Below are 25,579 nucleotides of genomic sequence, written 5' to 3'. Positions count from 1 at the left end.
CGGAGCGCCGTGCGCTGTGTCCGTCGCTTCCCGTACGGGACCTGTTCGTTTCCCGTACGTTCACGCAACGGCGCCCCGTCCGTTCACGCCGCGGCCTGGAGCTCCAGGCGGGCCCCGAACTCCCTTACCACCGGCTCCTCCCGGTACGGCTCCAGCCGCTGCTGGAGGTCCTCCAGATACTCCGCGCCCCGGTTGGAGCGCAGGGTCTCCAGGAGCTCCACCGCCTTCAGGCCGGTGCTGCACGCCTGCTCGACCTCGCGCTGCTGCACCTGCGCGGTGGCGAGGAGGACGTACCCGATGGCCCGGCGGCGGGCCCGGTTCTCCGGATGCCCGGCCAGCGACTGCTCGGCGCACCGCGCCGCCGCCTCCGGCTGGCCCAGGTCGCGGTGGCAGTGGGCCAACTCGTCGGCCAGATAGGCCTCGTCGAAGTGCGCGATCCAGGCCGGGTCGTCGCCCGCGGACGGATCCGCCGCCTCCAGCGCCGACACCGCCCGCCCCGAGGAGAGCTGGGCGGACCGGATGTCGCCCAGCAGCGCGTGCCCCCGGGCCTCCGCCGCGTGGAACATCGACTCCGCGCGCGCGGTGACCCGCCCGCGCGCCCCCTCCTGGGCCGCGCGCGCCAACTGGGCGATCTCGCGCGGGTTTCCGAGCTGGGCGGCGAGATGGCTCATGGACGCGGCGAGGACGTACCCGCCGTAGCCGCGGTCGTCCGCCGCCTGCGCGAGCCGCAGGGACTGGATGTAGTACCGCTGGGCCAGGCCCGGTTGGCCGGTGTCGACGGCCATGTACCCGGCGAGTTCCGTCAACCGGGCCACCGCGGCGAAGAGTTCACGGCCCACCGCCTCCCGGTAGGAGCCGGCCAGCAGCCCGGAGACGACGCTGTTGAGGTAGTGCACGACCACCGGGCGGACATGCCCGCTGCCGTACTGGTGGTCCAGGTCGACGAGGGCCTGGGTCATCGCCTTCACGGCCGCCACGTCGGACAGGCCCACCCGCGGTCCCGCCGACCGCGCCACCTGGGCGTCGGGCGACGAGATCAGCCAGTCGCGGCTGGGCTCGACCAGCGCCGAGGCGGCGACGGACGAACCGGAGAGGAAGTCGCGCCGGCCCACGTCGCTGCGCCACAGCTCGCAGACCTGCTCGATGGCCCCCAGCACCGTCGGCGAGAACTGGAGACCCACGCCCGAGGCGAGGTTCTTGCCGTTGGCCATGCCGATCTCGTCGATCGTGACCGTACGGCCGAGCTTGCGGCCCAGGGCCTCGGCGATGATCGCCGGGGCGCGCCCGCGCGGCTGCTGTCCGCGCAGCCAGCGGGCCACGGACGTCTTGTCGTAGCGCAGGTCGAGACCGTGCTCGGCGCCGCACATGTTGACCCGGCGGGCGAGCCCGGCGTTCGAGCACCCCGCCTCCTGGATGAGCGCCTGCAGCCGTTCGTTCGGCTGCCGCGCGACGAGAGGCCTTGCGGCCATTGGCACTACCCCCTGTGGAGTTCCGCACCGAAAAGTTCCGGCCGAGAAGATCAATGCCCCATGGAAACAGCGAAAATGCGAGGCATGTGCTGATTGCACGAGAATTGCCGGGATATCGGCGGAAGCCCCGCCCCCCATCGGTGACTACCCGCTCCCGCGCCCGTTCCTTCCACGCGCCCCCCGGGATGCACCCATGCGCCCCGGACGCAAAATCGGTGCTCCTCCCCCGCGCACAGTGGCGTGCGTAACCCCCGGTGACCGCTAGAGTTGTGCTCATCGTGGAAGAGACCATCGCGGGCGCCGACGCCACTCAAATCCCGAAGCAGCGCGGGGAATCGCTGCTCGAGACCGCTGTTCGCTACGCCGAGGAACGCCATTGGGACGTCTTCCCCGGCACCTGGCTGGAAGCCGTCGACGGTGTGCAGCGCTGCTCCTGCGGCGACACGGCGTGCGCGGCACCGGGGGCGCATCCCTCGCGACCGGACTGGGTGACGCAGGCGACGGGCAGCGCGACCGTCGCGCGCCGGATGTGGCAGAAGCAGCCGACCGCCTCGATCCTGCTGCCCACCGGGCGTACGTTCGACGCGATCTCCGTGCCGGAGACGGCCGGGTTCCTCGCGCTGGCGCGGATGGAGCGGATGGAACTGACGCTGGGGCCGGTGACGTTGACGCCGGACCGCCGGATGCAGTTCTTCGTGCTGCCGGGGGCGTCCGCGAAGGTGCCGGACCTGGTGCGCAAGCTGGGCTGGTCTCTCGGGTCGCTGGACCTCGTGACGTTGGGCGAGGGGACGTATGTGGCCGCGCCGCCCACGCGGTTCGGGTCCCGGGGGGCCGTGCAGTGGGCCTGCCGGCCGACCGCCGCGAACCGGTGGCTGCCGGACGCCGAGGAGTTGATCTCGCCGCTCGCCTATGCGTGCGGGCGGGATCGCTGACCGGCTGTTCGCCGTTGCCGGGTGCAGGTGCGGGTGCGTCATGGTTGATCGCGCCCCGCGGCGGAGCCGCATATGGGGCACATCCCCGCGCCCCTGAAAAGCACCTCGCCTGACCGTAGGGTTCAGGTATGACGTCGGCCGTGCGTGTGCGTGATCTCTGGAAGCGGTTCGGGCAGCAGGTCGCGGTTGCCGGGATCGATCTCGATCTGCCTGCGGGGAAGTTCATCGGGCTCGTCGGGCCGAACGGGGCCGGCAAGACGACCACGCTCTCCATGGTGACCGGGCTGTTGCGGCCCGATCAGGGGTCCGTCGAGGTGGTCGGGCGGGACGTGTGGCGGGATCCCGTGGCGGTGAAGGCGCGGATCGGGGTGCTGCCGGAGGGGCTGCGCCTGTTCGAGCGGCTGTCGGGGCGCGAACTGCTCGGATACAGCGGACGGCTGCGCGGGCTGCCCGGTGCCGAAGTCGACCGGCGGGCCACGCAGTTGCTCGACGTCCTCGATCTCGCGGGGGCCCAGCACAAGCTGGTCGTCGACTACTCGACGGGCATGCGCAAGAAGATCGGACTCGCGACGGCGCTGCTGCACAATCCCGAAGTGCTCTTCCTCGACGAGCCGTTCGAGGGGGTCGACCCGGTGTCCGCGCAGACCATCCGCGGGGTGCTGGAGCGGTACACCGCCTCCGGGGCCACCGTCGTCTTCTCCTCGCACGTGATGGAACTCGTCGAGTCCCTGTGCGACTGGGTGGCGGTGATGGCGGCGGGGCGGATCCGGGCGCACGGGACGCTGGAGGAGGTCCGCGGGGCGGCTCCCTCGTTGCAACGGGCGTTCCTGGAACTGGTCGGCGCCGAGGGGCGGGACGGCGGGGCGGATCTCGACTGGCTGGGCGGCGGGGCGGCCCGGTGACCGCGCTGACCTCCACCGTCGTACGGCTGAAGCTGTCGCTGTTGCGCAACGGGCTCAGGCAGTCCGGTGGGCGGCGGGCCGCGTATGTGGCGTCCGCCGTGGTCGTGCTGGTGTTCGCGGTGCTGCAACTGCTCGGGCTGATCGCGCTGCGGGGGCATGCGCACGCCGATGCGCTCGTGGTGCTGCTGGTGGGGGTGCTGGGGCTGGGGTGGGCGGTGATGCCGCTGTTCTTTCCCGGCGGGGACGAGACGCTGGATCCGACGCGGCTGGTGATGCTGCCGCTGCGGCCCCGGCCGCTGGTCCGGGCGCTGCTGGCGGCCTCGTTGGTGGGGATCGGGCCGCTGTTCACCGCGCTGATGCTGGTGGGTTCGGTGGTCGCGGTGGCGCACGGGGCCGCCGCGTACGTCGTCTCGGTCGTCGCCGTCGTCCTGGCGCTGCTGGTGTGCGTGGCGCTCGCGCGGGCCGTCGCCGCCGCCAACGTCCGGCTGCTGACCAGTCGCCGGGGGCGGGATCTGGCGGTGCTGAGCGGGCTGGTGATCGCGGTGGGCGCGCAGGTCGTCAACTTCGCGGCGCAGCGGCTGGGCACGGCCGGACTCGGGCAGCTCGATCCCGCGGCCGAGGTGGTGCGATGGCTGCCGCCGGCCTCCGCGGTGGGTGCGGTGGACTCGGTGAGCGAGGGGGCGTACGGCCTCGCCGCGGGACAGTTGGCGGTCGCCGCGGCGGCTCTGGCGGGGCTCGTGGCGGTGTGGGCGCGGAGTCTGGACCGGCTGATGACCGCGCCGGACGGTTCGACACTGGGGGCCGCCGAGGAGGACGCGCGGGACCGGCGCGGCGGTGCCGGGTGGGCGCGGCTGCTGCCGGACGGCCGTACCGGCACCGTCATGGAGCGCAGCCTGCGCTATGTGTGGCGGGATCCCAAGACGAAGGCGGCCTGGGTGACGTCGCTCGCGATCGGGCTGATCGTGCCCGTGTTCAACGCGGTGCAGGGCACCGGCTCGATCTACTTCGCCTGCTTCGCCGCCGGGATGCTCGGCATCCAGATGTACAACCAGTTCGGACAGGACACCTCGGCGTTCTGGATGGTCGCGCTGACGATCTCCTCGCCCCGGGACGCCTACGTCGAACTCCGCGCGCGTGCCCTCGCGCTGCTGGTGATCACCCTGCCGTACGCGACGCTGGTGACCGTGGTGACGACGGCGCTCCTCGGGGACTGGCCGAGACTCCCGGAGGTGCTGGGGCTGTCGCTGGCACTGCTGGGCGCGATGCTGACGACCGGCGCCTGGACGTCGGCCCGCTTCCCCTACTCGATCCCGCAGGAGGGCTACAAGAACGTGGCCCCCGGGCAGACGGGGCTGGCCTGGATCTCCATCTTCGGCGGGATGGTCGCGGCCGCCCTGCTGTGCGCCCCGGTCATCGCGGTGACGATCTGGCTGAACGTCACCGTGGACGGTGAGCTGTGGAGCTGGGTGCTGCTGCCGGTCGGCGCGGTGTACGGGACGGCGATCACCCTGCTGGGCCTGCGGCTGGCGGCGCCGCAGGTGGCGGCCCGCCTGCCGGAGATCCTGGCGGCGGTGAGCAAGGGCTGAGCCGCCGGACGGGGCCCAGGTCCGGCCTAGGGCGCCAGTACGCCGTCCAGGAACGGTTCGATCGCCGTCCGCCAGGCCTCGGGCTGGTCGTAGTGGACGAGGTGGCCGGCGTCGGCGACCTCCGCGTACTCGCCGCGGGGGAGCACCCGGACCATCTCCTGGGCCTCGGCCCGGCCCAGCTCGCCGTCGAGGCCGCGCACGACCAGCGCGGGGCACTGGACCTGGGTCAGCTCCTCCCAGTGGGCGTCGTAGACCCAGGTCTCGCGGGACTTGAGCATCTGCTCGGGTGCGAAGACGGGGCGCCAGCCGTCGGGGGACTCCTGCATCACCTCGGCGTAGAACTCGCCGCGGGAGGGGTTGGGGCGCTCCACCCAGGGGTCGTCCTCGCCGAACCACTTGCGGACGTCGGCGAGGGTGGCGAAGGGCAGGGGCCAGGACGTGAACCAGTCGGCCCACTCGCGCTGCGAGGCCGAGCCGAGCGCGGAGGCCCGCATGTCGCAGAGGATCACGGCGCGGACCAAATCGGGGCGTTTCGCGGCGAGCTGCCAGGCGGTGAGCGCTCCCATGGCGTGGCCGATGAGGACGGCCGGGGTGAGGCGGAGCTGTTCCAGGGCGGCCTCCGCGTCCTCGACGTACGCCTCGCGGGTGAAGGCGGCCTCGGGGGGCTTCTCGCTCTGGCCGTGGCCGCGCTGGTCGAGGGCGACCGCGCGGTGCCGCTCGGAGAGCCAGCGGGCGGTGGACGCCCAGTGCGAGGCGCGGCCCATCAGGCCGTGCAGTAACAGGACCCCGGAGGTGCGCTCGGGCTCGGCACCGGAAGCGGGTCCGAGGCCGGTGCCGGGCGCGGTGCCGTGGTGGCCGTCCCGCCCGCCGGTCGACTGGGCCGGGATCATGGCGTCCGTCCCGCTCCCGGGCTGATCGGCCTTGGGAGGGTCGCCGAACTCCCAGGCCGCCAGACGTACGCCGCCCGCCCCGGTCACGTCGATGCGTCGCGCCATGGATCCTGGCACCCCCCTAGCCGTCGTACCGCTGTGCTGCCGATGCCCTAGTGCTGCCTTCGCTCTGCCCTCGATCACCTGCAGGCTATCGAATGCCCTTTCGAGAAATGCACTCTCCGCGACCAACACCCCTCGTTCGAGTGACCCCCCTCAAGGAATGATCGCCGCTGTCGAGGGGAGATCTTCAGCGGGAGGCGGACCGCTCGGGGAAAACGGTCCGAGGGGAACGACCCTGAGAGCTCGGGGCTCCGGGTCGAAACAGGGGAGGACAGGCCCCGGTGCCGAACGGCACCGGGGCCCTCCACTGCTCTGCGGCACATCATCCCCGCCCCCTCAGGTCATATGCCTCACGCGACAGCGTGGCACGCGAACCGTCCGCGCGCTGCCATTCGACACAGGGAATCTGCGATTCGACAACATCGCAGGGGCGCATCAACTACCCCAGGAGCACCAGGAGTTGAACATCGCTCAGCATTTCAACAATCGCCGGGCTACCGCCGGACGGCCGTTCAGCGCTTGGCCACGAACACATGGGACGCGACGTCCGCCTCCAGCTCGGCCGCCTCGCCACCGCTGCCGACCAGCACCCCGCCCGCCGACTCCGTCACGCTCACCACCGAACCGGGCTGCACACCCGCCCGGCGCAGCGTGTACATCAGCTGCGCGTCCGTCTGGATCGGCTCACCGATACGCCGCACGACGACCGTCTTGCCCTCCGCACCCGGGTCGAGGTCGGCCAGCGAGACCATGCCCTCGTCCAGGAACGGGTCGGCGCCGTCCTTCTCGCCCAGCTCCTCCAGACCCGGGATCGGATTGCCGTACGGCGACTCGGTGGGGTGCCGCAGCAGCTCCAGCACGCGGCGCTCCACGGCCTCGCTCATCACGTGCTCCCAGCGGCACGCCTCGGCATGGACCTGCTCCCACTCCAGGCCGATCACATCGACGAGCAGACACTCGGCGAGCCGGTGCTTGCGCATCACGCGCGTGGCCAGCCGACGGCCCTCGTCCGTCAGCTCCAGATGCCGGTCGCTCGCCACGGAGACCAGACCGTCGCGCTCCATGCGCGCCACTGTCTGGCTCACCGTGGGCCCGCTCTGGTCGAGGCGCTCGGCGATCCGGGCCCGCATGGGGACCACACCCTCCTCCTCCAGCTCGAGGATGGTGCGGAGATACATCTCCGTGGTGTCGATCAGTCCGGACATTCGTGTGCCCCTCGATGAGATCTGCCGAAGGCTCGACGGCTCTCCGGCGCGTGCGCTGGCCCTGGCATCAATTCTGCCGGATACCACTGACAACCGTGCCTCGCCATGGAAACCGTACGGTTACGCGGGGCTCCCCGGAGCGCCGTCGGCCGTATTGACACGGCACTGGTCCAGACCGCACGGTGATCCGCGACACGGACCCCCGACGGCGAAGGAGCCCCCTCGGATGAGCGACCGCAGCGACCACGAGCTCGCCGCCCGCTTCCTCGACGCCGCGATCGGCCTGCTGGAGCGGGTCCGCGACGAGGAGGCCGACGCGGTACGGGCCGCCGGCACGCTCCTCGCCGACACCGTCGCCGCCGGCGGCCGGCTCTTCGCCTTCGGCGCCGGCCACTCCTCCCTGCCCGCCCAGGACCTCGTCTACCGCTCGGGCGGCCTCGCCCTGGTGAACCTGCTCGCCGTCCCGGGCCTCGTCGGTGTCGACGTCATGCCCGCCACCCTCGGCTCCGCCCTGGAACGCGTCGACGGCCTCGCGAGCACCGTCCTCGACACCTCCCCGCTGCGCGCCGGCGACGCCCTCGTGATCATCTCGCTCTCCGGCCGCAACGCCCTGCCCGTCGAGATGGCCCTCAAGGCCCGCGCCCTCGGCGTCAAGGTCATCGGCGTGACCTCGGTGGCGTACGCCTCCGAGACCACCCCCCGCAACCCCACCGGCACCTTCCTCAAGGACCACTGCGACGTCGTACTCGACTCGAAGATCGCCGTCGGCGACGCCGTACTCACCCTGGACAGCGTCCCGGCCCCCTTCGCCCCCGCCTCCACTGTCGTCACCTCGGCCCTCCTCCAGGCCGTCATGGCCACCGCGGCCGGCTCCCTCGCCGACCGCGGCATCGAGCCCCCGCTGCTGCGCTCCGGCAACGTCGACGGCGGCCACGACTGGAACCGGCGCGTCATGGACGAGTACGGCGACCGGATCTTCTACCGACGCTGAAGCCGGGGCGGCACGGACCGGCGGCCCGGCGGTCAGGCGCCCGTGCCGCCCCCCGCCAGGTCCGCCAGGTCCGCCAGGTCCAGCGCCGCCGCTATCCGCACCGCCACATCCTCGGCGTACGTCGCGTCGGAACGCTCGAAGGACGTCCGGCCGGCACCCCGCAGAAACGTCACCACACCCAGCGTCCGGCCCCGGCTGCGCAGCACCGCGCACAACGCGTGCACCGTGTCCTGCGGCCACTGCCGTGCCCGCGCCCACTCCCGTGTCTCCTCCGCCGGCACGCCCCCCGCGCCCGCCCGCACCGAACCGGCCCGCGCGACGCACTGCAACGCCGGATGCCCCTCCGGATACCGGACCGGCAGACCGGCGTAACCGGTCAGCGCACTCGGGCCCGGACCACCCGACGGCGTGGCCGCGACCCGGACCAGCCGCAGCGGCACCGCCACCGACTCCGACTCCGCCGCCGCACCGCCCGCGACCCGGTCGATCAGCGCATGGTCGGCGAACCCCGCCAACGCGAAGTCGAGATGGACCGTGGCCGCCTCCGCCGGGTCCTCGCACTCGGCCGCCGCACGCGCGGCCCGGTGCAGCTGATTCGTACGGAACCGCAGCAGCGACGCCTCCTGCTCCCCCTGCTTGGCCTCCGTGACGTCCTGGAACAACCACCCCACACCGAGCGGCACCGGCTCCTCCGCCAGCGGCGAGGCCAGCCGCAGAAACCCGCTCCGCCAGCAGCGCCGCCGCTCCCCCTCCGGGGTGCGCACGCCCACCCACACCTCCGCCGGAGCGGGCGGGGCGCCCTCCGCGAGGACATGCGTCAGCGCGTTCTCCAGCTCCTCCACACCCTGGGTCAGCAGCTCGCCCAGCGGACGGCCCAGCACCGCCGTACGCCCCGTGCCGAGCGCGCGGGCGGCATGCGCGTTGACCACGGCGGGCCGCAGATCCGCGTCCACGAGGACCACGCCCCAGGAGGCGTCGTCGAACAGCGCCTCACTGAGCGCGATGGACCGCTCGAGGTCGATCTGCGCGTGCACCTCGCTGAAGGCGCAGTACAGCCCGGCCGGCTTGCCGTCCGGGCCGGGCACGGCGGCCGACTGGGTGCGGACGAGCACCCGGCCCCCGTCCTTCGTCAGCAGCGCGAACTCGTGCACCTGGCGGCCCGACGCGTGCATCGCCGACATCAGCCGCGTCTCGACCTCCTCGGCGTCCGCCTCACGCACCGCCCACCCGGCGAAGCCCTGCCGGCCCACGGCCTCCGCCGCGCTCCAGCCGAGGATGCGCTCCGCCTCGCGGTTCCAGTGGGTGACGACACCGTCGGCGTCGAAGGCGCACAGGGCCGCGTCCATGCCGTCGAGGAGCGCGGCGAGGAGATCCGCGCCGTCCGGGCCGACGGGGCCGCCGGGGTTCTCCGACCGCTCGGGCTCGTCCGGCCCCAGTTCGTCGGTGGTCCCCTTACGCCGGGAAGCACTCACCTGGACCCCCTGCAGGTTCGCTCACTTGCCCTCATTCAACTCGAACGTGACGCAGCCCACATATGGTTCCCGCAAGATTGCAGGGGAATCGTTGCACCGCCGCCGTCGCCACCGTCACACCGGAACGGGCATCAGCCTCAGGTCGACCCATTCCGCCGTCCCGCCGTCCAGCACATAGCGCTCGACCTCGATGAAGCCACGCGCGCGTGCGAAACGCAGACCGTCCTCGTTGACGGCCAGCACACACGTCTCGACCGCGCCGGCGCCCAGCACCCGCGCCTGCCCGAGAACATGATCGTAGAGCTCCGCCCCGTACCCCCGCCGACGGAACCCGGGCAGCACGCGCGCGACGACGGTCACCACCCCGTCCCCGGTCGGCGGGCGCACCGTGGAGCAGCCGACCAGCACCTCACCGACGTACGCGTTCTCCAGCCGGTTGCGTCCCGCCCGCTCCCGCACCTCGTCCAGCGACAGCGCGGCCGGCGGCACGATCACGTTGTGGACGTACCGCCACTGCTCCAGCGCGGCCTCACCGGCGACCGCCTCGACACGAAGATCACTCACCCCACCAGCGAACCGCGCGCCCGCGCACACGTCAACGCGTTCCCTCGAACCCGCTGGGCGTTAGCACGAAGATCGATCGCACGTTTGACAAACACGCAAAGTTCGCACATGTGAGCTATTTAGATCTGATCCGGCACGCGCCACACACCGCCCCGGATGACTACGTTTTCTGCAGGCGAACAGACCCACCAGGCTGTGCTTCCTCAGCAGCCTGCTCTGGAATCCGTGAGAGCAGACACCCCCGGGAGCAGGGACGAAACGGCTCACGGACACCCCGCCACCAAGCGGGGCACCGGCAGGGAACATGGGCGAGGGGAGACCGGCGGGCGCGGCGCCCGGGCCCGCCAGCGTCACGCCAAAAGCACTGCCTCGGCAGCGCAGGCGGCAGAGAGCGGGAGCGGTGACGCTCCTCCAGGCGATCAGCTGCACGAGGGCGGAATCGGCGTCGGCAGGGTCTTCGTGCTCTCCAAGGAAAGGCAGCCGCTCATGCCCTGCCACCCCGCCCGCGCCCGAGAACTGCTCACCGAGGGACGAGCCGTGGTCGCCCGGCAGACGCCCTTCACCATCCGTCTCAAAGACCGCACCCGCGCCGAGTCGGAAGTCGACGGCGTCCAATTACGCATCGACCCCGGCTCCAAAGGCACCGGGCTCGCCCTCACCGACGAGAAGAAGGAAACCGACCAGCACGGCACCACCGTCACCGTCCGCCGCGGACTGATCTCCGTCGAACTCCAACACCGCGCCGACCAGATCAGTGCCCGCATGCGCCAACGAGCCGGCTACCGGAACCGGCGACGATCAGCGAACCTCCGCTATCGGGCCCGCCGCTCACTCAACCGCAAACAACGGCCTGATTGGCTCCCACCCTCCCTCCGCCACCGCGTCGTCACCGAGATCCACATCGAACAGGTCGCCTTCGACACCCACTCCATGAGCGCGGACAGGCCTCTCCGAGGAGCCGAGTACGAGCAGGGACCACTCGCCGGGACGAACGCCCGCGCCTACCTGCGTGCCAAGTGGAACAAGGCCTGCGCCTACTGCGACGCCACGGGCGTGCCCCTGAACATCGAGCATCTTCGGCCTCGAGGCCGAGGAGGGTCGAGCCGGATCTCCAACCTCGTCCCCGCATGTGTCCCGTGCAACCGGGCCAAGGGCACGCAATCACTGGAAGCGTTCCTGTCCCACAGGCCCGACCGGCTCGCCGAGATCCTCCAGCAGCTCAAAACTCCGCTCACCGACGCGGCCGCGATGAACGCCATCGGCCAGCAGCTCACAGCCGCCCTGGACACCCTCGGCACCCTCATCCACGCCTGGCCAGGCCGACTCACCAAAATGAACCGCGTCGCGATGGGCCCGGCCAAGACCCACACCCTGGACGCGCTGTCCGTCGGCCCTCTCGATCACACTGCGGGCTGCAAGATCGTGCGCTTCCCCAGCCATGTCCTCGTCGCCAAGGCCACCGGTCGCGGCTCCTACGCCAGGACCACCCCGGACCGATACGGCTTCCCCCGCCTGCTGCGCTCCACTGCCAAACAGCACTTCGGATACGTCACGGGAGACCTGGCGGGGAGACGGGTATGGCTACAGCAGGCGGCCCGAGGCATCTCCGTCAACTTCTCAGAAAAACACTTGAGTCCAGGGAAACAGGTTCTTAGGGTGTGAGGACCGTCGAAAGGAGGTGATCCGGAGCATGTATGCACACCGGACGTCGGAGGTGGCTGCGGGCTAGCGGCCCGCCACCACACTCAGTGCGGTGCCGGACCCGCGCGCGGGACACGCGTGCAGCCGGCCCAATCCCAGCAGTCACCCGACCCGCGAGTCGCCGGTACGTCCGGCCGGCCCCTTCCTCTGGGAGGACCAGACTCGCGGGTCGTCTGCGTTTTCGGGGCCGACCCGGGCGTTTCGGAACATTTTCGTAGGCAGTACGCTGGGGAACATGCTTTCGCTCGTTCGACGCCGCCACGTGGACTTCGTCCGCGTCACGAGCATGGGCTGTCGGCGCTCCGCCTGACCCAGCCCCCTTCTGCTTCTTCTCCCTTTCCGGCAGCTGGGCTCCGCCCCACCCTCGGCGGCCGCCCGTGCCCCGTACACCCCGCGGACGCATTCCATGACGCACCTCGCGACGGCACCGTCGTACGACCAGCTCCCCCTCATCGATCTGTCGGCCGCCGACCGTGGCCCCCAGGCACGTGCGCTGCTCCACGCGCAGCTCCACAGTGCCGCCCATGACGTGGGCTTCTTCCAGCTCGTCGGGCACGGGGTGAGCGGGGAGGAGACCGAGCGGCTGGTGGGAGCCATGCGAGCCTTCTTCCGGCTGCCCGAGGCCGAGCGGCTCGCCATCGACAATGTGAACTCGCCGCACTTCCGGGGGTACACGCGCACCGGTGACGAGCGGACCGGAGGGCGGCAGGACTGGCGGGACCAGCTGGACATCGGGGCGGAGCGGGCGGCTCGGGTGCCGGGGCCCGGTGAGCCCTCGTACTGGTGGCTGCAAGGGCCCAATCAGTGGCCGGGCGGGCTGCCCGAGCTGCGGGAGGCCGCGCTGGCGTGGATCGACCGGCTCAGTGGTGTCGCCGAGCGGTTGCTGCGGGAGCTGCTCACGTCGATCGGGGCCGAGCCCGGGTTCTACGACTCCGTCTTCGGGGAGCACGCGCATCCGCATCTGAAGCTGGTGCGGTATCCGGGGAGCCCGGGGGACGGGGCCGGGCAGGGGGTGGGGGCCCACAAGGACTACGGGTTCCTGACGCTGCTGCTCCAGGACCAGGTCGGTGGGCTTCAGGTGCAGCGGGAGGACGGGGTGTTCCACGACGTGCCGCCGGTGGAGGGGGCGTTCGTCGTGAATCTCGGGGAGTTGCTGGAGGTGGCGACCAACGGGTACCTCGTCGCCACCAACCATCGGGTCGTGTCACCGCCGGGGGCCGTGGAGCGGTTCTCCGTGCCCTTCTTCTACAACCCCCGGCTGGACGCCCGTGTGGAGCCGCTGGTCTTCCCGTACGCCTCCGCCGCTCCGGGGGTGACGGACGATCCGGGGAACCCGCTGTTCGCGGAGTACGGGTTCAACGAGCTGAAGGGCAAGCTGCGGGCGCATCCGCTGGTGGCGGAGCGGCATCACGCGGAGCTGCTCAGCCCCGCGTGAGCGCGCCGCGTGCGGCTCAGTGCGCGATGTCCTCGTAGCCCTCGATGTCCTGGGGGCTGCGGGTGCCGGGGCCGATGTAGCGGGCGGAGGGGCGGACCAGGCGGCCGGTGCGCTTCTGCTCGAGGATGTGGGCCGACCAGCCGGCGGTGCGGGCGCAGGTGAACATCGAGGTGAACATGTGCGCGGGCACCTCGGCGAAGTCGAGGACGATCGCCGCCCAGAACTCGACGTTCGTCGCCAGGACGCGGTCGGGGCGGCGGGCGTGGAGTTCGGCGAGGGCGGCTTTCTCCAGGGCTTCGGCGATCTCGAAGCGGGGGGCGCCGAGTTCGCGGGCGGTGCGGCGCAGGACGCGGGCGCGGGGGTCCTCGGCGCGGTAGACGCGGTGGCCGAAGCCCATGAGGCGTTCGCCCTGGTCGAGGGCGCGCTTGACGTAGGCCTCGGCGTCGCCGGTGCGCTCGATCTCCTCGATCATGTGCAGGACGCGGGAGGGGGCGCCGCCGTGGAGGGGGCCGGACATGGCTCCCACGGCACCGGAGAGGGCGGCGGCGACGTCGGCGCCGGTGGAGGCGATGACGCGGGCGGTGAAGGTGGAGGCGTTCATGCCGTGCTCGGCCGCGCTCGTCCAGTAGGCGTCGACGGCCTTGACGTGCTTGGGGTCGGGTTCGCCGCGCCAGCGGATCATGAAGCGTTCGACGACGGAGTGGGCCTTGTCGATCTCGCTCTGCGGGACCATGGGGCGGCCCTGGCCGCGGGCGGACTGGGCGACGTAGGACAGGGCCATGACGGCGGCGCGGGCGAGGTCCTCGCGGGCGTGCTCGGCATCGATGTCGAGCAGCGGCTTGAGGCCCCAGACCGGGGCGAGCATGGCGAGGGCGGACTGGACGTCGACGCGGATGTCGCCGGAGTGGACGGGGATGGGGAAGGGCTCGGCGGGCGGCAGGCCGGGGTTGAAGGCGCCGTCGACGAGGAGGCCCCAGACGTTGCCGAACGAGACGTGGCCGACCAGGTCCTCGATGTCGACGCCCCGGTATCGCAGGGCACCGCCTTCCTTGTCCGGTTCGGCGATCTCCGTCTCGAACGCGACGACTCCTTCGAGTCCGGGTACGAAGTCGGACATCAGGCGGCTCCTCGTGAGGTGTGCTGCGGGTTGTGGCGCCGGTGGGTCCACTGCGCCGGTACGGCACTCGTCGTGGCTTCTGCACCATATCCCCGAGTGTCACCTTTGGGGAGTGGTGCGGCACTCAGTGCCACAGGGTTGGTGGAGGTGTCGGTCCGCAGAGGTGTTCCATACGGCAGGATGGCCACGTGACCGCTCACGACTCCGTCTACTCCGGGCCCGTGCCCGATCCCGCCGCCATGCGCAAGCAGTACCGGGCGGAGGGGCTCGACGAGGCGGAACTGGCCGCCACACCGGTGGAGCAGTTCGCGCGCTGGTTCAAGGACGCGGCCGTGGAGGCGCATCTCTTCGAGCCGAACGCCATGGTCGTGTCCACGGCGGACGCGGAGGGGCGGCCCAGTTCCCGGACGGTGCTGCTGAAGCAGTTCGACGAACAGGGGTTCGTCTTCTATACGAACTACGAGTCCCGCAAAGGGCGCGATCTCGCCGCGAACCCGTATGTGTCGTTGCTCTTCCCGTGGCATCCGATGGCACGCCAGGTCATCGTGCGGGGGGCGGCCCGGCGGACGGGGCGGGACGAGACCGCGGCGTATTTCCGCAGCCGGCCGCACGGTTCACAGCTCGGGGCGTGGGCGAGCGGGCAGTCGTCGGTGATCGCCGGACGGGCCGAGCTGGACGCGTCCTATGCCGAGCTGGTGGCGCGGTATCCGGAGGGTGAGCGGGTGCCGGTGCCGCCGCACTGGGGTGGGTTCCGGGTGGTGCCGGAGTCGGTGGAGTTCTGGCAGGGCCGGGAGAACCGGCTGCACGACCGGCTGCGGTACGTGGCCCGGGCGGACGGCACCTGGTCGGTGGAGCGGCTCGCCCCCTGAGCGGGAGTGTTGTCCCAGGTCCGCTCCCGGTCCCAGCCGTCGGTGTCCAGGGAGGCTGTGGGCGTGGCGGTGCGGGCCGGGCGGGTGTGCGCCCGGCACGGAGTCCTCGCGTGCGCGTCGAGGACGATGCCGTCGGCGACGGGGCGTTCGCCCAGCTGTTCCGCGAGCCTGGGTGCGTCCTTCTCGCGCACGTCCAGGTCCACGATCACCTGGACGTGGTCGCCCGTCGGTCCGGCCGTCCGTCCAGCAGCACGTCCAGCAGTCCCGCCCACTGTGTGACGACGCGTTCGCGGCGGCCGGTGTCGTCGGTGAGGAGGTTGGCGAGGCCGAGACCGCGGGCCATGTCGAGGAGGCCCTGGACGGTTTCGCGGACGCCGGGGACGGATTCGTCGGCGCCGAGGAGTTCGAGGGCGACGCGGTGGGTCTCGCGGCCGACGCGGCCCTCCAGTTCGGCGACGCGGGGGCCGAGCTGTTCCTCGTTGGAGGCGGCGACCCAGAGGTGGAGGGCGGCGCGGAAGAGGGGGCCGGTGTAGACGTCGACGAGGGCGGTCAGGACCGCGCGGCGGTCGGCGCCGCCGTCGGGGAACAGGGCGCGCAGGGCCAGGCAGCGTTCCTCGGCGACGTACTCGACGGCCGCGGTGAACAGGTCTTCGCGGGTGGGGAAGTGGTGCTGGGCGGCGCCGCGGGAGACGCCCGCGCGTTCGGCGACGACGGAGACCGTGGAGCCGGCCCAGCCGTGTTCGGCGAGGCAGGCGACGGCGGCTTCGAGGAGTCGCTGCCGGGTGGCCCGGCTGCGGTCCTGTTTGGGGACTCGGTCGCCGGGCGGCCGGTCGCCGGACGGCCGGTCGGCCGCGGTCACAGCACCCATGCGGGATCCCGTCGTTCGAGGAAGGCCGTCATGCCCTCGCGGGCGGGCGCGGAGGAGAACAGCCGGGCCGAGAGCGCGGTGAGGTGGGTCGCGTCCCGGTCGAATGTCTCCAGCACCCTAGCCGTGAGCAGCCGTTTCGTCTCGGTGAGGGCCTGGGGGGAGGATCTGCGCAGTCCGTCGAGGACGGGGGCGAGGACGGCGTCGACATCGTCGCCGGTGGTGGTGAGCAGGCCGATGCGGGCGGCCTCGGGGGCGTCGAAGCGCTCGCCGGTGAGGTAGTAGCGGGTGAGGGCGCGGGGGTCGGTGCGGGGCAGCAGGGGGAGGGAGATGACGGCGGGGGCGACGCCGATGCGTACTTCGGTGAAGGCGAAGGTGGCCGGGGTGGCGGCGGCGGTGATGTCGCAGGCGGCGAGGAGGCCGAGGCCGCCGGCCCGGACGTGGCCGGTGACACGGGCGACGACGGGCCGGGGTAGTTCGACGATCTGCCGGAGGACGGCCACGAACGTGTCGGGGGCAGGCGGGTCGCGCAGGTCGGCTCCGGCACTGAAGGTGTTGCCGGTGTGGGTGAGGACGACGGCGCGGACGTCGGCGTCCTCGGCGCAGTCGCTGAGCGCGTCGGTGAGTTCGCCGACGAGGGCGGCGGAGAGGGCGTTGCGGGTGGCGGGGGCGTCGAGGGTGAGGGTCTCGATGCCCTGGACGCGGGTGCGGGCGACGAGGGTCACGGTGTCTCCCTGAGCTGCCGGCGCAGGATCTTGCCGGAGACCGCGCGCGGGACGGCGTCGATGAAGGTGACGCGGCGGACGCGTTTGTAGGGGGCGACACGTTCGGCGACGTACATCGCGATCTCTCCTTCGGAGAGGTCGGGGGCGGTGGGCTGGCGGACGACGAAGGCGTGCGGGACTTCGTTGCCCTCGTCGTTGTAGACGCCGATGACGGCGGCGTCGGCGACCGCGGGGTGGGTGAGGAGGAGGGCTTCGAGTTCGGCGGGGGCGACCTGGAAGCCCTTGTACTTGATGAGTTCCTTGACGCGGTCGACGACGAAGAGCCAGCCGTCCTCGTCGACGCGGCCGATGTCGCCGGTGTGCAGCCAGCCGTCGGGGTCGATCATGGCGGCGGTGGCGTCGGGACGGCCGAGGTAGCCCTTCATGACCTGGGGTCCGCGGATGAGGATCTCGCCGTCCTCGCCGGGGCCGAGGTCCTTGGCGGGGTCGTCGAGGGCGACGATCCGCATCTCGGTGCCGGCGATGAGCCTGCCGACGGTGCCGGCGGGGGCGTCGCGCATGGCGTCGAGGGGGACGATGTGGGTGCCGGGGGACAGTTCCGTCATGCCGTAGGCCTGGCCGACGGGCGGCAGGTCCAGGCGGTCGGAGCAGGCGGCGGCGAGGCCGGCGTCCAGGGGGGCGGCGGCGCTGATGACGTACTTCAGGGACGACAGGTCGTACCGGGCGACCGCGGGGTGTTTGGCGAGGGCGAGGACGATCGGCGGGGCGACGTACAGGCCGCTGATGCGGTGGGTCTGGATGGCGCCGAGGAAGGTCTCGAGGTCGAAGCGGGGCAGGACGACGACGGTGGCGCCCTGCCGGAGGGGGGCGTTCATCAGGGCGGTGAGGCCGTAGATGTGGAAGAAGGGCAGGACGGCGAGGATGCGGTCGCCGGGGCCGACGGTGATCGCGGGTTCGAGCTGGGCGAGGTTGGTGGCGATCTGCCGGTGGGTGAGCATGACGCCCTTGGGGGTGCCGGTGGTGCCGGAGGAGTACGGCAGGGCGGCCACGTCCTCGACGGGGTCGATGTCGATCTGCGGCTCGGGGGCGGCGGAGGCGAGCATGTCGATCAGGGAGCGGTGTCCGGGCGCGCTGTCGCAGACGAAGATCTCCTGGACGCCGCCGGCGAGTTCGGCGGCGCGGCGGGCGGTCTCCAGGAACGGCGAGACGGTGACGATCCAGCGGGCCCGGGAGTCGCCGAGCTGCTTGGCGAACTCCTCGGCGGTGGCGAGCGGATGCACGGTGGTGACGGAGGCGCCCGCGCGGGTGGCGGCGTAGAAGGCGAGGGGGAAGGCGACGGTGTTGGGGCTGTGCAGGGCCAGTACGTCGCCCTTGCGGACCCCGGCCTCGGCGAGGGCGGCGGCGACGCGCCGGTGGAACCGGTCCACCTGCTCGTAGGTGAGGGTGGTGCCGTCCGTGCCGTCGATCAGTGCGGGCTGCTCGCCGAAGGCGGCGGCGTGGCCCAGGACGGCGTCGTGGATGGGGAGTTCTACCGGCGGGACGTCTGCGTACACGCTGCGGAACACGGTTCCTCCAAGACGGTTCAGTACGACTTGGGCAGGCCCAGGGTCTGGTGGGAGACGTAGTTGAGAATCATCTCCCGGCTCACCGGGGCGATACGGGCCACGCGGGAGGCCGTGATCAGTCTGGCGATGCCGAACTCGGCGGTGAGGCCGTTGCCGCCGAGGGTCTGGACCGCCTGGTCCACGGCCCGGACGCAGGCTTCCCCGGCCGCGTACTTGGCCATGTTGGCGGCCTCGCCCGCGCCGGTGTCGTCGCCGGCGTCGTAGAGGTGGGCGGCCTTCTGCATCATCAGGCGGGCCAGTTCGAGCTCGATGTGCGCCTGGGCGAGGGGGTGGGCGATGGCCTGGTGGGCGCCGATGGGGGTCTTCCAGACCGTGCGGTCGCGGGCGTACGCGACGGCCTTGGCGAGGGCGTGGCGGCCCATGCCGATCGCGAAGGCGGCCGTCATGATCCGCTCCGGGTTGAGGCCGGCGAAGAGCTGGAGGAGGCCGGCGTCCTCGTCGCCGACGAGGGCTTCGGCGGGGAGCCGGACGTCGTCCAGGACCAGTTCGAACTGCTTCTCCACGCTGTGCAGTTCCATGTCGATCCTGCGGTGGGTGAAGCCGGGGGCGTCGCGCGGGACGATGAACAGGCAGGGCTTGAGGGTGCCGGTGCGGGCGTCCTCGGTGCGGCCGACGATCAGGGTGGCGTCGGCGATGTCGACCCCGGAGACGAAGACCTTGCGGCCGGTGAGCAGCCAGTCGGTGCCGTCGCGGCGGGCGGTGGTGGTGATGCGGTGGCTGTTGGAGCCGGCGTCGGGTTCGGTGATGCCGAAGGCCATGAGGCGGGTGCCGTCGGCGAGGGCGGGGAGCCACTGCTGTTTCTGGGCCTGTGTGCCGAAGCGGGCGATGACCGTGCCGCAGATCGCCGGGGAGACGATCATCATGAGGAGGGGGTTGCCCGCGGCACCCATCTCTTCGAGGACGAGGGAGAGTTCGGTGATGCCGCCGCCGCCTCCTCCGTAGGTCTCGGGGAGGTTGACGCCGATGTAGCCGAGTTTGGCTGCCGCCTGCCAGAGATCGCCGGTGTCGGTGTGGGCCGTGGCGAAGGAGGCGACCGCGGCGCGGAGTGCCTTGTGCTCGTCGGATTCGATCAGGGTCGTCACTGTGGCTCCTTTGGCTGCGGGTCGTACGTGGTTCTCGCGCAGTTCCCCGCGCCCCTGAGGTCAGTTGCTCTCCACGACCACCAAGAGCGCGCCGACCTGCACCTGCTGTCCCTCCGTCACCTGCACCGCCGTCACCGTCCCCGTCGCCGGGGCGGAGATGACGTGTTGCATCTTCATCGCTTCGAGCCACACCAGCGGTTCGCCCGCTTCGACACTCGATCCGGTGATGAGGGTGGGCGCCAGCTTGACGACCGTGCCCGGCATCGGCGCCAGGAGGGAGCCGGGGGCGTGCTGGGTCTCGGGGGCGGGGAAGCGGGGCAGTTCCGTGAGGGTCGTGGTGCCCACGTGGACGCGGTCGCCGTAGCGGGCCACCTCGAAGCGGCGCCGTACGCCGTCGGTCTCCAGGACGACGAGGGCCGGGTCGGCGTGCACGACCTGGACGCCCTGGGCCGTGAGGCCGGTGCGCCCGTGCGCGTACTCGACCTCGATCTCCTCGCCGCCCACCGCGTACCGCTTGCGCTGCGGCTGGGAGGGCAGGTTGCGCCAGCCGCCGAACCGGGAGCGGGTCCGTGCCTCGGCCAGCGCCGCCGCCAGCGGGGCGTACGGATCCACCGTCGAGGTGGTCAGCTCGGCCAGGTGGCGGTCGTAGAAGCCCGTGTTCATGCGGGCGGAGGTGAACTCCTCGTGCCGCAGGGAGCGGATCAGGAGGTCGCGGTTGGTGACCGGGCCGTGGAGCGTGGTGCGTTCCAGGGCGCCCGACAGCTTTCGCAGCGCCTCCGCGCGCGTGGGGGCGTGAGCGACGATCTTCGCGAGCATCGGGTCGTAGTGGACGCCGATCCCGTCGCCGTCGCCGTAGCCGGTGTCCAGGCGGACGCCGTCCGGGACGGTCAGGCGGTGCAGGGTGCCGGTCTGCGGGGTCCAGTCGGCCGCGGGGTCCTCGGCGTAGAGGCGGGCCTCGATGGCGTGGCCACGCGCGCGTGGCGGTTCGGGGGCGAGGGCGGCGCCCTCCGCGACGCGGATCTGTTCCGCCACGAGGTCGAGGCCGAAGACGGCCTCCGTGACGGGGTGTTCGACCTGGAGGCGGGTGTTCATCTCCAGGAAGTGCGCGCGGCCGTCGGCGACCAGGAACTCGACGGTGCCGGCGCCGACATACGCGACCGAGCGTGCCGCGCGTACGGACAGCGCCCGCAGTTCCTCCTCCAGCGCCGGGGAGAGCCCGGGCGCCGGCGCCTCCTCGATCACCTTCTGGTGGCGGCGCTGGAGGGAGCAGTCGCGGGTGCCGAGCGCCCACACCGTGCCGTGGGTGTCGGCGAGGATCTGGACCTCGACATGGCGGCCGTTCTCGACGTAGGGCTCGACGAAGACCTCGCCGTCGCCGAAGGCGCTCGCGGCCTCCGCGCGGGCGGCCTCCAGGGCGGCCGGCAGGTCCGCCAGACGGCGTACGACCCGCATGCCGCGGCCTCCGCCGCCCGCCGCCGCCTTCACCAGCACCGGGAGATCGGACTCCCCGGCCTCCGTGAGCGGCGCCAGCCCCATCAGCCGCTTCGCGCGTGTCTTGGACGCCATCGCCTCGATGGCCTCCGGCGGCGGGCCGATCCAGACGAGTCCGGCGTCCTGGACGGCCCGGGCGAAGTCGGCGTTCTCGGAGAGGAAGCCGTAGCCGGGGTGGACGGCGTCCGCGCCGGCCGCGACGGCCGCCTTCACGATCAGGTCGGCGCGCAGATAGGTGTCCGCGGGGGCCGCCCCCGGCAGTCGTACGGCCGTGTCGGCCACGCGCGCGTGGAGGGCGTTGTCGTCGGCGTCCGAGTGCACGGCGACCGTCCGGATTCCCAACGCACCGCAGGTGCGGAAGATACGGCAGGCGATCTCACCGCGGTTCGCGACCAGGACAGACGTAATCGCGGCAGAAGCGGTCGGAACAGAAGCAATAAGAGCAGAAGTAACCATGAGCCTCACATCCGGAAGACGCCGAAGCCACCGCGCGCGCCCTCGTACGGCGCCGTGTGGATGGCCGACAGGCACAGGCCGAGGACCGTGCGGGTGTCGCGCGGGTCGATGACGCCGTCGTCGTAGAGCCGCCCGGACAGGAACATCGGCAGCGACTCGGACTCGATCTGCTGCTCCACCAGGGCGCGCAGGGCGGCGTCGGCGTCCTCGTCGTACGGCTGTCCCTTCGCGGCGGCCGACTGGCGGGCGACGATCGACAGGACGCCGGCGAGCTGCTGCGGGCCCATGACGGCCGACTTGGCGCTGGGCCAGGCGAACAGGAAACGGGGGTCGTAGGCGCGGCCGCACATGCCGTAGTGGCCGGCGCCGTAGGAGGCGCCCATGAGGACGGACAGGTGCGGGACGCGGCTGTTGCTCACCGCGTTGATCATCATGGCGCCGTGCTTGATGATGCCGCCCTGCTCGTACTCCTTGCCGACCATGTAGCCGGTGGTGTTGTGCAGGAACAGCAGTGGGATGTTCCGCTGGTTGGCGAGCTGGATGAACTGGGCGGCCTTCTGGGACTCGGCGCTGAACAGCACGCCCTGGGCGTTGGCGAGGATGCCGACCGGGTAGCCGTGCAGCGCGGCCCAGCCGGTGGCGAGGCTCGTGCCGTACAGGGGCTTGAACTCGTCGAAGTCGGAGCCGTCGACGATCCGGGCGATCACCTCGCGCGGGTCGAAGGGGATCTTGAGGTCGCCGGGGACGATGCCGAGCAGGTCCTCGGGGTCGTGCTTGGGGGGCTCGGCCGGGCCCGGGTCGTCGTACGCCTTGCGGTGGTTGAGGCGGGCGACCACCCGGCGGGCCTGGCGCAGCGCGTCGCGTTCGTCGACGGCGAAGTAGTCGGCGAGGCCGGACACGCGCGCGTGCATCTCGGCGCCGCCCAGCGACTCGTCGTCGCTCTCCTCTCCGGTGGCCATCTTGACCAGCGGCGGTCCGCCGAGGAAGACCTTGGCCCGCTCCTTGACCATGATCACGTGGTCGGACAGGCCGGGGATGTAGGCGCCGCCCGCCGTGGAGTTGCCGAAGACGACGGCGACGGTGGGGATGCCGGCGGCGGAGAGCCGGGTGAGGTCGCGGAAGATGGCGCCCCCGGGGATGAAGATCTCCTTCTGGGAGGGCAGGTCGGCGCCGCCGGACTCCACCAGGCTGATGAAGGGCAGCCGGTTGGCGAGCGCGATGTCGTTGGCGCGCAGGGCCTTCTTCAGCGACCAGGGGTTGCTGGCGCCGCCGCGGACGGTGGGGTCGTTGGCGGTGATCAGGCACTCGACGCCCTCGACGACCCCGATACCGGTGACCAGGGAGGCGCCGACGGTGTGGTCGCTGCCCCAGGCGGCGAGCGGGGACAGCTCCAGGAACGGGGTGTCGGGGTCGAGGAGCAGTTCGATGCGTTCGCGGGCGAGGAGCTTGCCGCGGGAGCGGTGGCGTTCGACGTACTTCGGGCCGCCGCCCGCCAGGGCCTTGGCGTGCTCGGCGTCCAGGTCGGCCAGCTTGGCGAGCATGGCCGCGCGGTGGGCGCGGTGGTCGGGGCCGGTCGTGTCCAGCGCCGACGGCAGGACGGTCACAGGAGTGCCTCCGGGAGGTCCAGATGACGGGAGCGCAGCCATTCGCCGAGCGCCTTGGCCTGCGGATCGAAGCGGTGCTGGGCGGCGACTCCGGCGCCGAGGACGCCCTCGACGACGAAGTTCAGGGCGCGCAGGTGGGGGAGGACGTGCCGGGTGACCTTCAACTCCGCTGTCTCCGGGAGGAGTTCGCGGAACCGGTCGACGGTCAGGGTGTGGGCGAGCCAGCGCCAGGCCTGGTCGGTGCGGACCCACACCCCGACGTTGGCGTCCCCGCCCTTGTCCCCGCTGCGGGCCCCGGCGAGCAGGCCGAGCGGAGCCCCGCGGACGGGGCCGGGCGGCAGGGGCTCGGGCAGCTCCGGTGACGCCACGTCCTCGAGTACGAGGGTGTCGGCGGCCGGGGGGACGGGGATCCGGCGTCCGTCGTCGAGGACTGCGGTGTGCGCGACCTCGTCCTGGGGGACGTACGCGGCCTCGCACACCCCGTAGGGGGCGCCCTTTCCGGGTGGGGCGAGGACGTGGAAGCCGGGGTAGCTCCCGAGGGCCAGTTCCACGGCGGCGCCGCTCAGGGCCCTGCCCACGACGGCCTGTTCGGGGTCGCGGACGACGAGCCGCAGCAGGGCGCTCGCGGTCTCCTCGGTGTCGGCGTCGGGGCGGTCGGTGCGGACGAGGTCCCAGCGGACGTCGGCGGCCTTCGCCAGGGAGCCGGCCAGCTGCTCGCGCACCAGCTCCGCCTTGGCCTCGACGTCCAGGCCGGTGAGGACGAAGACGACCTCGTTGCGGAAGCCGCCGATCCGGCTGCGGCCGACCTTGAGGGTGGGCGGCGGGGCCTCGCCGCGTACGCCGTCGATCCGGACGCGGTCGGGGCCGTCCTGGGTGAGCCGGACGGTGTCGAGGCGGGCGGTGACGTCCGGTCCCGCGTACCGGGCGCCCGTCGTCTCGTACAGCAGCTGTGCGGTGACCGTGCCGACGTCGACGAGTCCGCCGGTGCCGGGGTGCTTGGTGATGACGCTGCTGCCGTCGGCGTACAGCTCGGCGAGCGGGAAGCCGGGCCGGCGTACGTCCGCCTCCCGGAAGAAGGCGTAGTTGCCGCCGGTGGCCTGGGTCCCGCACTCCAGGACGTGCCCGGCGACGACCGCGCCCGCGAGCCGGTCGTGGTCGTGCGGCGTCCAGCCGAAGTGGGCGGCGGCGGGCCCGGTGACCAGGGCCGCGTCCGTCACGCGCCCGGTGACGACGATGTCCGCGCCCTCGCGCAGACAGGCCGCGATGCCGAATCCGCCGAGGTAGGCGTGGGCGGTGAGGGAGCCGGGGAACCGGGGGCCGAGGTCGTCGCCCTCGACGTGCGCGACGCGTACCGGGACGCCGACCCGGTCGGCCAGTTTCCGCACGGCGTCGGCGAGTCCGGCCGGGTTGAGGCCGCCGGCGTTGGTGACGATCCGCACGCCCCGCTCCCGGGCGAGCCCGAGGGACTCCTCCAGTTGGCGCAGGAAGGTGCGGGCGTATCCGGCGGAGGGGTCCTTCAGCCGGTCGCGGCCCAGGATGAGCATGGTCAGTTCGGCGAGGTAGTCGCCGGTGAGGACGTCGAGTTCGCCGCCGGTGAGCATCTCGTGCAGGGCGTCGGCGCGGTCGCCGTAGAAGCCGGAGAAGTTGCCGATGCGCAGGGGTGACGGCGGTGACGGGGGTGACGGGGGCGAGGGCGTCACGCGGAGTCCCCTCGTGGGGCGCGCCCCTTGCCGGGCGGGCCCGCGAACGCCTGGGCGATGTCCAGCCAGCGGTCGGCGTCCTCGCCCTCGGCGCGCAGGGCGAGGTCGGCGCGGTGGGCCCGCTGGGTGACGAGGAGGCAGAAGTCGAGGGCGGGGCCGGTGACGCGGTCGGTGGCGTCGTCGGGGCCGTACGCCCACGACTCGCCGGAGGGGGCGGTGAGTTCGAGGCGGAAGTCCTCGAACGGCGGGGTCAGTCCGTGCACGCCGAAGGCGTAGTCGCGGGTGCGGACGCCGAGGCGGACGATGTGCCGCAGGCGGTCGCCCGGGGTGCGGACGGCTCCGAGGGCGTCGGCGATGTCCAGGCCGTGGGCCCAGGTCTCCATCAGGCGGGCGGTGGCCATGGAGGCGGTCGACATGGGCGGCCCGTACCAGGGGAAACGGGCGCCCTCGGGGGCGGTGCGCAGGGCGTCGGCGAGGGCCGCGCGGCCGGTCCGCCAGTCCGCGAGGAGCCGTGCGGGCGGCTTCCGGGCGCCCTCCTCGGCGCCGTTGTCCACGAAGTCCCCGGGCTCGGTCAGGGCCGCCTCGACCTCACGGGCGAAGGCCCGCTGGTCGGTCACCGCGAGCAGCGAGGAGTGGTCGGTCCAGGCGAGGTGGGCGATCTGATGGGCGACGGTCCAGCCGGGGGCGGGGGTCGGGAGCATCCACTGCTCCGGCTCCAACTCGGCGACGAGAAGATCGAGTTCGTCGCTTTCGGCACACAGGTCGTCGATCACGGGCGTCGGGTCGGCCATGGGGT

At 72.2% G+C, this 25,579-nt stretch carries 21 protein-coding genes; 7 read left to right on the top strand and 14 right to left on the bottom strand.

What is annotated here, in order from left to right:
• Positions 1-83 precede the first annotated feature (83 nt).
• Complete coding sequence (locus AQJ64_RS26965; protein ID WP_055637118.1) at positions 84-1,469, bottom strand: NsdA family TPR-like regulatory protein; 1,386 nt, start codon at positions 1,467-1,469, stop codon at positions 84-86.
• A gap of 269 nt (positions 1,470-1,738) precedes the next feature.
• On the opposite strand from AQJ64_RS26965, the gene AQJ64_RS26960 reads away from it, so the two are divergent.
• The 3 genes from AQJ64_RS26960 (at position 1,739) to AQJ64_RS26950 (ending at position 4,889) form a co-directional block, all read left to right on the top strand.
• Positions 1,739-2,401, top strand: coding sequence for a bifunctional DNA primase/polymerase (locus AQJ64_RS26960; RefSeq protein WP_099054081.1), 663 nt, complete (start codon positions 1,739-1,741; stop codon positions 2,399-2,401).
• 128 nt (positions 2,402-2,529) lie between these two features.
• A complete protein-coding gene (locus AQJ64_RS26955) occupies positions 2,530-3,303 on the top strand; it encodes an ABC transporter ATP-binding protein (RefSeq protein WP_059203053.1) in 774 nt (257 codons plus the stop codon).
• The gene (locus tag AQJ64_RS26950) at positions 3,300-4,889 is read left to right on the top strand and encodes a transporter (RefSeq protein WP_107120622.1); all 1,590 of its coding nucleotides are present in this window, start codon (positions 3,300-3,302) and stop codon (positions 4,887-4,889) included. The genes AQJ64_RS26955 and AQJ64_RS26950 overlap by 4 nt, the downstream gene beginning before the upstream one ends.
• 26 nt (positions 4,890-4,915) lie before the next feature.
• Here AQJ64_RS26950 and AQJ64_RS26945 read toward each other — a convergent pair whose 3' ends face one another.
• Complete coding sequence (locus AQJ64_RS26945; protein ID WP_055635288.1) at positions 4,916-5,884, bottom strand: alpha/beta fold hydrolase; 969 nt, start codon at positions 5,882-5,884, stop codon at positions 4,916-4,918.
• A gap of 509 nt (positions 5,885-6,393) precedes the next feature.
• Entirely contained in the window at positions 6,394-7,086 is a 693-nt protein-coding gene (locus tag AQJ64_RS26940) for an iron-dependent transcriptional repressor DtxR (RefSeq protein WP_055635287.1), read from the bottom strand.
• A gap of 226 nt (positions 7,087-7,312) precedes the next feature.
• Here AQJ64_RS26940 and AQJ64_RS26935 point away from each other — a divergent pair, with 226 nt between their 5' ends.
• Positions 7,313-8,077 carry an SIS domain-containing protein gene (locus tag AQJ64_RS26935; RefSeq protein WP_055635286.1) on the top strand — a complete coding sequence of 255 codons (765 nt, stop codon included), beginning with the start codon at positions 7,313-7,315 and terminating at the stop codon, positions 8,075-8,077.
• Between the two features lie 32 nt (positions 8,078-8,109).
• Here AQJ64_RS26935 and AQJ64_RS26930 read toward each other — a convergent pair whose 3' ends face one another.
• On the bottom strand, positions 8,110-9,549 hold the full coding sequence (locus AQJ64_RS26930; RefSeq protein WP_055635285.1) for a PAS domain-containing protein: 1,440 nt from the start codon (positions 9,547-9,549) through the stop codon (positions 8,110-8,112).
• 114 nt (positions 9,550-9,663) lie between these two features.
• The gene (locus tag AQJ64_RS26925) at positions 9,664-10,113 is read right to left on the bottom strand and encodes a GNAT family N-acetyltransferase (RefSeq protein ID WP_059203052.1); all 450 of its coding nucleotides are present in this window, start codon (positions 10,111-10,113) and stop codon (positions 9,664-9,666) included.
• A gap of 459 nt (positions 10,114-10,572) precedes the next feature.
• Here AQJ64_RS26925 and iscB point away from each other — a divergent pair, with 459 nt between their 5' ends.
• Positions 10,573-11,775, top strand: coding sequence for an RNA-guided endonuclease IscB (gene iscB, locus AQJ64_RS26920; RefSeq protein ID WP_244902692.1), 1,203 nt, complete (start codon positions 10,573-10,575; stop codon positions 11,773-11,775).
• A gap of 445 nt (positions 11,776-12,220) precedes the next feature.
• Positions 12,221-13,249, top strand: coding sequence for an isopenicillin N synthase family dioxygenase (locus AQJ64_RS26915; RefSeq protein ID WP_059203051.1), 1,029 nt, complete (start codon positions 12,221-12,223; stop codon positions 13,247-13,249).
• A 16-nt stretch (positions 13,250-13,265) separates the two neighbouring features.
• Here the strand turns inward: AQJ64_RS26915 and AQJ64_RS26910 are convergent, their stop codons facing one another.
• Positions 13,266-14,366, bottom strand: coding sequence for a citrate synthase 2 (locus AQJ64_RS26910; RefSeq protein ID WP_055638924.1), 1,101 nt, complete (start codon positions 14,364-14,366; stop codon positions 13,266-13,268).
• A gap of 239 nt (positions 14,367-14,605) precedes the next feature.
• Between AQJ64_RS26910 and pdxH the strand changes: the two genes are divergently transcribed.
• Complete coding sequence (pdxH, locus tag AQJ64_RS26905; protein WP_099054169.1) at positions 14,606-15,235, top strand: pyridoxamine 5'-phosphate oxidase; 630 nt, start codon at positions 14,606-14,608, stop codon at positions 15,233-15,235.
• A gap of 205 nt (positions 15,236-15,440) precedes the next feature.
• On the opposite strand, the gene AQJ64_RS26900 is transcribed toward pdxH, so the two are convergent.
• Genes AQJ64_RS26900 through AQJ64_RS26865 form a run of 8 tightly spaced genes read right to left on the bottom strand, consistent with a single transcriptional unit; the run spans position 15,441 to position 25,574 of the window.
• Positions 15,441-16,103: a TetR/AcrR family transcriptional regulator gene (locus AQJ64_RS26900; RefSeq protein ID WP_055638922.1), complete on the bottom strand. Its 663-nt coding sequence runs from the start codon at positions 16,101-16,103 to the stop codon at positions 15,441-15,443.
• Positions 16,091-16,825: an enoyl-CoA hydratase family protein gene (locus tag AQJ64_RS26895; protein ID WP_059203050.1), complete on the bottom strand. Its 735-nt coding sequence runs from the start codon at positions 16,823-16,825 to the stop codon at positions 16,091-16,093. The genes AQJ64_RS26900 and AQJ64_RS26895 overlap by 13 nt, the downstream gene beginning before the upstream one ends.
• Entirely contained in the window at positions 16,822-18,390 is a 1,569-nt protein-coding gene (locus tag AQJ64_RS26890) for a 4-coumarate--CoA ligase family protein (protein ID WP_055637581.1), read from the bottom strand. Before AQJ64_RS26890 ends, AQJ64_RS26895 begins: the two co-directional genes overlap by 4 nt.
• A gap of 17 nt (positions 18,391-18,407) precedes the next feature.
• Positions 18,408-19,532: an acyl-CoA dehydrogenase family protein gene (locus AQJ64_RS26885; protein ID WP_055637580.1), complete on the bottom strand. Its 1,125-nt coding sequence runs from the start codon at positions 19,530-19,532 to the stop codon at positions 18,408-18,410.
• A 60-nt stretch (positions 19,533-19,592) separates the two neighbouring features.
• Positions 19,593-21,479, bottom strand: a complete 1,887-nt coding sequence (locus tag AQJ64_RS26880) for an acetyl/propionyl/methylcrotonyl-CoA carboxylase subunit alpha (protein ID WP_055637579.1) — start codon at positions 21,477-21,479, stop codon at positions 19,593-19,595.
• Positions 21,480-21,484: 5 nt separating this feature from the next.
• Positions 21,485-23,083, bottom strand: coding sequence for an acyl-CoA carboxylase subunit beta (locus tag AQJ64_RS26875; RefSeq protein WP_055637578.1), 1,599 nt, complete (start codon positions 23,081-23,083; stop codon positions 21,485-21,487).
• The gene (locus tag AQJ64_RS26870; RefSeq protein WP_055637577.1) at positions 23,080-24,783 is read right to left on the bottom strand and encodes an acyclic terpene utilization AtuA family protein; all 1,704 of its coding nucleotides are present in this window, start codon (positions 24,781-24,783) and stop codon (positions 23,080-23,082) included. The genes AQJ64_RS26875 and AQJ64_RS26870 overlap by 4 nt, the downstream gene beginning before the upstream one ends.
• Positions 24,780-25,574: a TIGR03084 family metal-binding protein gene (locus tag AQJ64_RS26865; RefSeq protein ID WP_055637582.1), complete on the bottom strand. Its 795-nt coding sequence runs from the start codon at positions 25,572-25,574 to the stop codon at positions 24,780-24,782. Before AQJ64_RS26865 ends, AQJ64_RS26870 begins: the two co-directional genes overlap by 4 nt.
• Positions 25,575-25,579 lie beyond the last annotated feature (5 nt).

Origin of the sequence: Streptomyces griseoruber, assembly GCF_001514205.1 — a bacterium.
Taxonomy (GTDB): Bacteria; Actinomycetota; Actinomycetes; order Streptomycetales; family Streptomycetaceae; genus Streptomyces; species Streptomyces griseoruber.
This window is presented reverse-complemented; position numbering and strand designations above follow the sequence as displayed.